Source organism: Streptomyces sp. RKAG337 (assembly GCF_023701715.1).
Taxonomy (GTDB): domain Bacteria; phylum Actinomycetota; class Actinomycetes; order Streptomycetales; family Streptomycetaceae; genus Actinacidiphila.
Genome location: NZ_JAJOZA010000001.1, coordinates 2261915 through 2271656 on the forward strand (window position 1 = coordinate 2261915; position 9742 = coordinate 2271656).

The window sequence follows — 9742 nt, forward strand, 5'->3', positions numbered from 1 at the left end:
CGTCTGAGGAGAGATCCGACATGGTTGTTCAGGACCCCGCGCCGATGGCGGCCACCCGTAAGGAGACGGACCTTTGGCTGCTGGAGCGGCTGGTACCGGGATCGGGCGTCAACAACCTGTCCCTGACCTTCGACGTGGACGGTGAGATCGACTCCGCGGCGCTGTCCCGGGCGCTGACCCTGGTGGTGCGCAAGTACGACATCCTGCGCACCGTCTTCCGCACCTCCGAGACCGACCTCACCAAGGAGGTGCTGGCGGCCGACACGATCACCTCGATCGATGTCACCTCGGTCGACGTCACCGAGGACGGACTCCAGACCGCCGTCGAGGCGTTCGTCGCGGAGCCGTTCGACCTGGACGGGAGCCCGCTCGTCAGGGCGGCGCGCTTCCGGCGGGCGGGCGGCGCCGGCGACGTGGTGAGCGTCGCGCTCCACCACCTCGTCTTCGACGCGATGTCGACCGTCACCCTGCTCGGTGAGCTGATCAGCGCCTACCAGGCGCCCGACACGTACGCCACCGAGCCGGTCGCCGCGGTCGTCGAGGCGGAGCCGTCCGAGGAGAGCGTCGACTTCTGGCGCGACCAGCTCCGCGGTTTCCGCGGCGCGGACGACGGCCTCTGGTACGGGAATCCGGCCTCGGCCACCCCGAACCTGGCGGGCGACACCCTGCAGTACCTGCTGTCGGACGACGCCCTCGCCGTGGTCGGCCGGCTGCAGCGCGAGCTGCGCGCGCCGGAGGCCGTGATCCTGCTGGCCGCCTACTACCTGCTGCTCGCGCAGCACGGCGCGGGCTCGGACATCGTCGTCGGTTCGCCCGTCAGCGTACGCCCGCCGGGTCACGAGGGCGCCATCGGCTACCACGTGAACGTGCTGCCGCTGCGGGTGCGGATGGATCCGGCCAAGCCGTTCAAACGGCTGGTGAACCGGGCCCGCGCGGTGTTCCTGGAGAGCCTCGGCGAGCCGGGGGTGACCGCCGAGTCCGTACTGGACGAGGTGCGGGACGGCGGCTCCTCGTCCTGGCGGAACTCGCTCTTCAACCACCTGTTCAACTACGTGCCGGGCGGCACCTCGGGAACGTTCGAGGTGGCCGGACACCCGGCGAGGATCCGCGGGGTGGAGAACGGCTTCAGCAAGTTCGACCTGGAGTTCTTCTTCATGCCGGAGCCGGAGGCGGCGAAGACCACGATCCGCGCCGTGTTCCGCACCCAGGTCTTCTCCCCGGCCGACGTGCAGCTGCTGCTCGCCCGCTACGACGCCCTGCTGTGCACCCTCGGCGACCAGCTGGACCGGCCGATCGGGGAGATCTCCGGCTGGAGCGCGGCCGACCACGCCGCGGTCCTGGCCGGCCACCGGGACGGCCTGCCCGAGGCCCTCATCGGCCCGTCCGTCGCGCCGTTCTCCGGCTACGCGAAGCTCGCCGCCAAGGCCGACAGCGCGGCCCTGACCCGGGCCTTCGTGGCCGCCCCCGACGGGACGGAACTGCCGGTGGGCGTCCGCGGCGAGCTCTGCCTCGCCGACGAGGACGTCACGCGCACCGGTGACGTGGCCCGCTGGCTTCCCGACGGCCGGATCGAGATCCTCGGCCGGCTGGACCGCCGGGTGACCGTGCAGGGGCTCGCCTTCGGCCTGGAGGACGTCGACGCCGCGCTGCTCGCGCACCCCGCCGTCGACGCCGCCGTGACCGTCGCCGCGGGCGGGGTCCTCGTCTCCTTCGTCGCCACCGACGGCGGCGCCGAGGCCGGGCCCGGCCTGCTGGAGCAGCTCTGGAAGCAGGTGCGCACCGACCTTCCCGGTCCGGCCGAGCCGGCCCGCATCGTGGTTACCGAGGGGCTTCCGACCGTGAACGGCGCAGCGGACTTGCAGGGTCTGCGGCTGCGTGCCTTGGAGTTGCTGCGCACCGAGGCAGCGCCCGAGCCGGTGGACACCACCGAGCTGACCCGTGCGCTGATCGCGCTGTGGAAGCAGTTCCTCAAGCGCGAGGACCTGGACGCGGACTCCGGCTTCTTCACCAGCGGCGGCCACTCGCTGCTCGCCGTCCAGCTGCTGCAGCGCGTCAAGCGCACCACCGGTATCCAGGTGAAGATCCGGCTGGCCGACCTGTTCGCGCACCCGACCCCGGAGAAACTCAGCGCGTACATCTCCAGCAAGAAGGCCTAACGGGTCGCACGACGACGAGGGGGCTCGTACCGGCTGATTCATCCGGTACGAGCCCCTCTGTCGCGCCTACGCGACGCAGAACTCGTTGCCCTCGGGGTCCTGGAGGGTGACCCCGTATTGGTCCAGGCCGTCCTGCGACAGGACGCGGACCTTCGTGGCGCCGGCGGCCACCAGCCGTTCTGCCTCGGCGTTCACCCGGGCGGTGCGGGTCTCCAGCGGGACGTCCCGGCCGCCGCCGACCTTCAGGTCCAGATGCAGCCGGTTCTTGATCGTCTTGGTTTCCGGCACGATCTGGAAGAAGATGCGGGGCCCGGCGCCCGTCGGGTCGACGAGCGAGTCGGCGCAGCTGTTGGACGGGTCGCCGAGCTCGTCCTCGGGCACCCCGATGCTGATCCAGTACGCCCGCCAGGTCGCGAACCCGGCGGGCGGTTCCTCTTCGCGGTACCCCAGGGCGGTCGCCCAGAAGGGGACCAGCACGGCGGGGTCGGCACAGTCGATGCTGATCTGCAGAGTGGTGGTCATACGTCCATCGTGCCCGCAGGCACTGACAGTCCGGCCGCGCCGTCCCGCCCGTCAGCCGACCTCGGCCAGCCAGGCCTTCATGACAGTGTCGAAGCGCTCGGGCTCCTCGACGTGCGGCATGTGGCTGGACTGCTCGAAGAGCTCCCAGCGGGCGCCGGGGATGTGGTCGAGGAACGGCTGGATGGTCGCGGGGGTGGCCTCGTCGTACGCGCCCGAGATGATCAGGGTCGGGACGGCGACGGCCGGCAGCCGGTCGATGACCGTCCAGTCCTTCAGGGTGCCGATGACGTGGAAGTCGTTGGGGCCGTTCATGGTGCCGTAGACCGTCGGGTCGCTCTGCAGCTCCAGGAGCGTGGCGGCGACCTCGCGCGGCAGCGGGTTCGCCCGGCAGACGTGGCGCTGGTAGAAGGCGTAGACGGAGCGCTGGTAGTCCGGGTGGTCGAAGTCCTCGGTGGCCTCGTGGCGGCGCAGGGTGTCGCGGTGCACCGGCGGCATCGCGTCCTTGAGCCCCTCGCACGCCGCGCGCCACAGCGGCATGGAGGCCGGGGAGTTGGCGATGACGAGGCCGCGCAGGCCGGCGGGGCGGCGGACGGCGTGCTCCGCTCCCAGCATGCCGCCCCAGGACTGGCCGAACAGCAGGTAGTCGTCGGCGATGCCGAGGTGGGCGAGGAGGTTGTCCAGCTCGTCGAGGAAGAGGTCGACGGTCCAGAAGCCGGCGCCCCGGTCGGGCAGCCGGGTGGAGCCGCCGTTGCCGATCTGGTCGTAGTGGATCACCGGACGGCCGGTGGACGCGGCGAGTTCGGTCATCCGCAGCAGGTAGTCGTGGGTGGAACCGGGGCCGCCGTGGGCGATGACCAGCGGGGTGCGCCCGGTGTGCAGATCGCCGGTGACCCGGTACCAGGTGCGGTGGCCGCGGAAGGGGGCGGTGCCCTTCTGGGTGGGGGCGGGGAACATCGTGGAGTACCTCACGTCTCGGCTCGGCGGTGACTCGGGAGGGGAGCGATGGCTCGGGAGGGGAAAAGCGGAACGGGCGGGAAACGACACCGGCGCCGTCGGCGGGAGGCTTCCCCGCTGACGGCGCCGGTGCCGGCGGCCGGGCGACGATCAGGCCCTGGCGGCCTCACGACGGGTGTTGAGGATGACGGCACCGGACAGGACGACCGTCCAGCCGGCGAGGACCAGCGCGGCGACCAGGGTGCGGGTGCCGTGCAGGAGCGCGCCGTGGCCGACGTCCGCGAGCCAGTAGCTCGGCAGAGCCTTGACGATCGCGGTCAGCCAGCCGGGGAAGCCGGTGGTCGGCAGCAGCAGGCCGCCGAGGAAGCCGAACAGCAGCACCAGGCCCTGGAGATACATCTGCTGGTGCTCGACGGCCACGTACAGACCGATGACCAGGCCGAGGACCGCGCACGGCAGGGCCGCGATCCAGATGCCGAGCGTGATCTGCAACCAGCCCGCGAAGGACAGGTGCACATCCTGGAGGGTGGCGCCGGCGAGCGCGACGAAGACCGGTCCGGGCAGCGCAACGATCATGCTGACGGCGATCTTCGACAGCAGGTACGTACGCGGCAGCAGCGGGGTGAGCCGCAGCTGGCGGTGCCAACCGATCGCCCGCTCATGGGAGACCCGGGCGCTGGTGTGCATGGAGGAGGTGAACGCGCTGTACGCGGCCAGGCTGCACATCAGCCAGGCGCTGTACGTGATGCCGTGGCCGTTCGGGATCTCCTTGCCCTTGTAGAGCATGCACTCCATCAGGTAGAGGCCCACGGGCAGGACGATCGCGAAGATGATGAAGCGGGGGCCGCGGAGCATCCGCTTGATCTCGATGGACAGGTAGCCGGTCATGCCGCGTCCTCCTGCGCTTCCGAGTCGTCGCCGTCGGTGGCGGTCAGGGAGAGGAACGCCTCCTCCAGGCCGCTGGCGGTGATCTCGATGTCGTACGCGTCGGGGTAGGTGGTGAGCAGGGCGCGCAGGCTCTTGTCGGAGTCCTCGCAGTGCAGTTCGACACGGCCCAGGCGCAGCGTGACCGCGGTCACCCCGGGCAGCTTCCGCAGGTCCGCCTCCTCCGCGTCGGGGACCGAGGCGCGCAGCACGCGGCCCGCGGTGAGGGCACGGATCTTGGCGACGGTGCCGTCGGCGGCGATCTCGCCGCCGCGCATGAGGACGACGCGGTCGGCGAACTCCTCGGCCTCGTCCAGGTAGTGGGTCGCGAAGACGACCGTGCGGCCGGTGTCGGTGAACTTCCGCATGGACTCCCAGAACTTGCGGCGGCTGCCGACGTCCATGGCGGAGGTGGGCTCGTCGAGCACCAGGAGCTGCGGGTTGCCGATGAGCGCGCAGGCGAAGCGGGCGCGCTGGCGCTGGCCGCCGGAGAGCTTGGTGCCGCGGCGGTCGACGATGTCCTCGATGTTGGCGCGTCGCAGCACCTCGTCGAGGGGCAGCGGCTTCTTGTAGAGGGAGGAGATCATCTCCAGCGTCTCGCGGACGGAGATGTCGTCGATCAGCGAGCCCTCCTGGAGGACGGCGCTGACCAGCCCTTCCCGTACCGCGAGGTAGGGGGCCCGGCCGAAGATGCTGATCTCGCCCGAGGTGGGGTGGGACAGGCCGAGGATCATGTCGATGGTGGTGGACTTGCCCGCGCCGTTGGGGCCGAGGAGCGCGACGACCTCGCCGGGGGCGATGGTCAGGTCGACGCCCTTGACCGCCTGGACCTCGCCGTAGACCTTGCGCAGCCCGGTGACGCGGATGGCCGGCTCGACCTCGGACGTGGGCCCGGACGTCGCCTTGGCTTCAGCGGGCGCAGCGGCCGCAGCGGCTTCAGCGGCTGCGAGGGCCGGCGCCGGCTCCGGCGGTGCCGCTACCGGAACGGTCCCCTCTGCCCTGGCGGTGGTCTTCTCTGTGGTCTTCATGTCACATCCGGATCTGTCGGGAGAGGTCCTGTGCGGTCAGCAGCTCGGCCAGCGCCGTGGCGGCGCCTTCGTCACGCAGCAGGTCGGTGTGATCGCAGTCGAAGCGGAGTTCACGGGCCACGGCTCCGGCCGCGCCGTCCGGGTCGGTGGAACGCAGCCGGTTGAGTCCGCTGAGCGGGCTTCCGGAGCTGAAGGCGACGGCGTCCGTCCACGCGGCCCCGGCCGAGGAGTTGAGCTGGCCGGCCGCGACGACGTAGGCGACGAAGGAGGTGAAGGACTCGGTGAACTCGGTCCGGCTCTCGGGTTCCAGCTCGATCTCGTCGAAGGCGGCTTCGCTGATCTCCCGGAAGAGCCCGACGAGCACCGGGCCGATGTACCCGAGGTTCTCGGGGTCGGCCTCCAGCGCCTGCCGTGCGGTCTCCTGGGCCTCGGCGACCGGTTCGGCACCGATGATTCCCGCGAACAGCTCGACGGATTTGTGGAACTGCCAGAGCAGACCGAAGGCGTTGGCCTGCTCGGGGTCGAACAGGATGAGCTGGGGGGCTCGTTCCTGCCACTGCGCTATGCGGCCGGCCAGGGCGGCGGCGTACACCGCTCCGGCGCAGAAGCCGAGTACGGCACCGACCGGCCGGCCGCCGGCGCGGACGTCCTCGAACCAGCGGTCGAGGTACTCCTCGCCCGACGGCCCGATGTCGGTGGCGATGGCCTGCGGCATCGTCTCCCAGACCGGATGGCTGGTGGCGGTCAGGCCGACGATGTCGGCGAATCGCGCATCGGGTCGCCCGGTGGCCGTGAAGTCGACAGCGAGGACCAGATCTCCTGGGCCCTTGCCGCCGATTTCCCACCACGCATCGGATTTCTCCACCAACAGCCCCTTCCGTTCCCTGCTGTCCCGTGCACCCGCATGGGGAGTGCTTCCGATGCTAGAAGCGGGCAATTGCACTGAGATCCCCTAGCGGACCCCCTAGCGCCCCCTACTCCTGCGGGGCAACCGCCGCGGCCGGTGCCGGGGCCGCTGCCACGATCTCCAGCAGGTGCTCGGCCAGCTCTTCCGGCGTCTCGTACTCGTAGATCACGGCGGCGGACAGCCGGGCGCCGACGGCCGCGCCGATCCGGTCGCGGAACTCGACGGCGAGCAGCGAGGAGAACCCGAGGTCGATGAACTCGCTGTCGGCCTCGATCTCCTCGGCGGACGCGTGGCCGAGGACGGACGCGGTGACCGAACGCACCAGGTCCAGCAGGAGCTCGGCGCGGGCCGGCCCGTCGGCCGCGTGCAGCCGCCGCTGGAACTCCAGCGGATCGTCGGCCTGCTCTCCCCCAGCTGCCGCTGGGAGGTGCCCCCAGACGGCGTCCGGCAGGTCCAGGACGCTGCCGGCGGCACCGGGAGCGGCGGGTCCCGCCGAGGCGCGGCCCGCGGCCGCCAGCCAGTAGTGCTGGTGCTGGAAGGCGTATGTCGGCAGCGGGGCCCGGCGTGCGCCGGTGCCGTCGAAGAGCGCGGCCCAGTCCACGGCGGCGCCGCGCATCCGCAGCCGGGCGGCGGCCTCGGTGACCGCGTGCGGCTCGGTGCGGTCCCTGCGCAGGACGGGGAGCACGGCGGCGGGTGCCGGTGCGGTCAGGCAGTCGCGGACCAGCGCGGACAGGACGGCGTCCGGGCCCAGTTCGAGATACGTGGCGGCGCCCTCGGCCTCCAGGCTGCCCACGGCGTCGGCGAAGCGCACCGTCTCGCGGACGTGCCGCACCCAGTAGTCGGGGCTGCGCAGTTCCTGCGGGGTGACGGGCTTGCCGGTGAGGGACGACACGATCGCGATCGTCGGCTCGAGGTACGTCAGGCCCTTGGCGACCTGCCCGAACCCGTCGAGCATCGGTTCCATCAGCGAGGAGTGGAAGGCGTGGCTGACGGTGAGGCGCTTGGTCTTGCGGCCCAGGTCACGGAAGTGCCCGGTGACCGTCTCGACCGCCGCCTCGTCGCCGGAGATGACGACGGCCTGCGGGCCGTTGACGGCCGCGATCCCGACTGCTTCGGTCAGGTGCGGCAGCACCTCCGCCTCGGTGGCCTGCAGGGCCGCCATCGCGCCGCCGGCCGGCAGCGCCTGCATCAGCCGGCCGCGGGCGGCGACGAGCGCCGCCGCGTCCTCCAGCGACCAGAGCCCGGCGACGTACGCGGCGGCCAGTTCGCCGATCGAGTGCCCGGCGAGCAGGTCGGGCCGTACGCCCCAGGACTCCAGCAGCCGGTACAGGGCCACTTCGAGGGCGAAGAGCGCGGGCTGCGCGTAGCCGGTCGTGTCCAGCAGCGCCGCCTCCGCGGTGCCCGGTTCGGCGAACAGCACCTGCTGGAGGGGGTGTTCGAGGTGCGGGTCGAGCGCGGCGCACACGGCGTCCAGCGCCCGCGCGAACGCCGGCTGCGAGGCGTGCAGTTCACGGCCCATGCCGGGCTTCTGGCTGCCCTGCCCGGTGAAGAGGAAGGCGATACGTCCGCTCCCCTGCGTCTCCTGGACCACGGCCGGGCCCTGGCCGCCCGCCGCGAGTCCCTCCAGCGCGGCCAGCAGGTCCGCCCGGCTGTCGGCGACGAGCGCCGCCCGGTGGCTGAGCTGGGTGCGGGAGGTGGCCAGGGACAGTCCGATGTCGGCGGCCGACAGGTCCGGGCGGTCCGTGACGTGGGCGTGCAGCCGGGCCGCCTGGGCGCGCAGTCCCGCGGCACCCTTCGCGGACAGCAGCCAGGGCACCGGACGGTGCTCCGGGGCCGCGGTAGCCTCGGCCGGCTCCTCCTGCGGTGCCTGCTCCAGGACGACGTGGGCGTTGGTGCCGCTGATGCCGAACGCGGACACCGCGGCGCGGCGCGGCCGGCCGCTGTCGGGCCAGGCGCGGGCCTCGGCGAGCAGTTCGACGGCGCCCGCCGACCAGTCGACGTGCGGGCTGGCCTCGTCGATGTGCAGCGACTTGGGGAGCACCGCGTGCCGCAGCGCCATCACCATCTTGATGACGCCGGCGGCGCCCGCGGCGGCCTGGGTGTGCCCGAGGTTGGACTTCACCGAGCCGAGCCACAGCGGCTGGTCGGCGGGCCGGTCCTGGCCGTAGGTCGCGATGAGCGCCTGGGCCTCGATCGGGTCACCGAGTACGGTGCCGGTGCCGTGCGCCTCGACGGCGTCGATGTCACCGGTGCTCAGCCCGGCGGCGGCCAGCGCCTCCAGGATCACCTGCTGCTGGGACGGGCCGCTGGGGGCGGTGAGGCCGTTGCTGGCGCCGTCCTGGTTGATGGAGCTGCCCCGCACCAGGGCGAGGACGGGGTGCCCGTTGCGGCGCGCGTCGGAGAGCCGCTCCAGGAGCAGCACGCCGACGCCCTCGCCCCAGCCGGTGCCGTCCGCGGCCTTCGCGAACGGCTTGCACCGGCCGTCGGGGGCCAGCCCGCGCTGCCTGCTGAAGTCGATGAACGTGTCGGGGGTGGCCATGACGGTGACGCCGCCGGCCAGCGCGAGACCGCATTCGCCGTTGCGCAGCGCCTGCATCGCCAGGTGCAGCGTCACCAGCGACGACGAGCAGGCGGTGTCGACGGTGACGGCCGGGCCCTGCAGCCCCAGCGCGTACGAGACGCGCCCGGACAGCACGCTGCCGGCCGTACCGGTGCCGAGGAAGCCCTCGACGCCGTCCGGGATCGACGCCCGGTCCGAGCCGTAGTCGTGGTACATGACGCCCGCGTAGACGCCGGTCCGGGTGCCGCGGACGGTCGCCGGGTCGATCCCGGCGTGCTCGAACGCCTCCCAGGACGCCTCGAGCAGCAGCCGCTGCTGCGGGTCCATGGCCAGCGCCTCACGCGGGCTGATGCCGAAGAACGCAGCGTCGAAGTCCCCGGCCCCGGCGAGGAATCCGCCCTCCTTGGCGTAGCTCTTGCCCAGGGCGTTCGGGTCGGGGTCGTAGAGGTTCTCGACGTCCCAGCCGCGGTCGGTGGGGAAGCCGCCGGCGCCGTCGCCACCGGCGGCCAGCAGCTCCCACAGCTCCTCGGGCGAGGTGATCCCGCCCGGGTAGCGGCAGCTCATGCCGACGATGGCGACGGGTTCGCGGGTCCTGTCCTCCAGGTCCTGGATGCGGCGGCGGGCCTGGAGGAGATCGGTGGTCGCCCGCTTCAGATAGTCGCGGAGCTTCTGTTCGGTGTCCGTGGTCATG

At 72.1% G+C, this 9742-nt stretch carries 7 protein-coding genes; 1 reads left to right on the top strand and 6 read right to left on the bottom strand.

Annotated features, from left to right (window positions below; translation table 11 throughout):
* Nucleotides 1-20: 20 nt before the first annotated feature.
* On the top strand, nucleotides 21-2156 hold the full coding sequence (locus LNW73_RS09865; RefSeq protein ID WP_250989673.1) for a condensation domain-containing protein: 2136 nt from the start codon (nucleotides 21-23) through the stop codon (nucleotides 2154-2156).
* A 66-nt stretch (nucleotides 2157-2222) separates the two neighbouring features.
* Here LNW73_RS09865 and LNW73_RS09870 read toward each other — a convergent pair whose 3' ends face one another.
* The 6 genes from LNW73_RS09870 to LNW73_RS09895 form a co-directional block, all read right to left on the bottom strand.
* Nucleotides 2223-2678, bottom strand: coding sequence for a VOC family protein (locus LNW73_RS09870; protein ID WP_250989674.1), 456 nt, complete (start codon nucleotides 2676-2678; stop codon nucleotides 2223-2225).
* A 51-nt stretch (nucleotides 2679-2729) separates the two neighbouring features.
* Nucleotides 2730-3632, bottom strand: coding sequence for a proline iminopeptidase-family hydrolase (locus LNW73_RS09875; protein ID WP_250989675.1), 903 nt, complete (start codon nucleotides 3630-3632; stop codon nucleotides 2730-2732).
* A 150-nt stretch (nucleotides 3633-3782) separates the two neighbouring features.
* Nucleotides 3783-4520 carry an ABC transporter permease gene (locus tag LNW73_RS09880; RefSeq protein ID WP_250977728.1) on the bottom strand — a complete coding sequence of 246 codons (738 nt, stop codon included), beginning with the start codon at nucleotides 4518-4520 and terminating at the stop codon, nucleotides 3783-3785.
* Nucleotides 4517-5584: an ABC transporter ATP-binding protein gene (locus LNW73_RS09885; protein ID WP_250989676.1), complete on the bottom strand. Its 1068-nt coding sequence runs from the start codon at nucleotides 5582-5584 to the stop codon at nucleotides 4517-4519. Before LNW73_RS09885 ends, LNW73_RS09880 begins: the two co-directional genes overlap by 4 nt.
* A gap of 1 nt (nucleotide 5585) precedes the next feature.
* Nucleotides 5586-6449 (bottom strand): hypothetical protein, encoded by an 864-nt coding sequence (locus tag LNW73_RS09890; protein WP_250989677.1) that lies wholly within the window; start codon nucleotides 6447-6449, stop codon nucleotides 5586-5588.
* A gap of 109 nt (nucleotides 6450-6558) precedes the next feature.
* A complete protein-coding gene (locus tag LNW73_RS09895) occupies nucleotides 6559-9741 on the bottom strand; it encodes a type I polyketide synthase (protein WP_250989678.1) in 3183 nt (1060 codons plus the stop codon).
* Between the last annotated feature and the right edge of the window lies 1 nt (nucleotide 9742).

Excerpts from the sequence above, each read along its gene's own strand:
- LNW73_RS09865 (WP_250989673.1), top strand. The coding sequence starts at position 21 with ATGGTTGTTCAGGACCCCGCGCCGATGGCGGCCACCCGTAAGGAGACG.
- LNW73_RS09870 (WP_250989674.1), bottom strand. The coding sequence starts at position 2,678 with ATGACCACCACTCTGCAGATCAGCATCGACTGTGCCGACCCCGCCGTG.
- LNW73_RS09875 (WP_250989675.1), bottom strand. The coding sequence starts at position 3,632 with ATGTTCCCCGCCCCCACCCAGAAGGGCACCGCCCCCTTCCGCGGCCAC.
- LNW73_RS09880 (WP_250977728.1), bottom strand. The coding sequence starts at position 4,520 with ATGACCGGCTACCTGTCCATCGAGATCAAGCGGATGCTCCGCGGCCCC.
- LNW73_RS09885 (WP_250989676.1), bottom strand. The coding sequence starts at position 5,584 with ATGAAGACCACAGAGAAGACCACCGCCAGGGCAGAGGGGACCGTTCCG.
- LNW73_RS09895 (WP_250989678.1), bottom strand. The coding sequence starts at position 9,741 with ATGACCACGGACACCGAACAGAAGCTCCGCGACTATCTGAAGCGGGCG.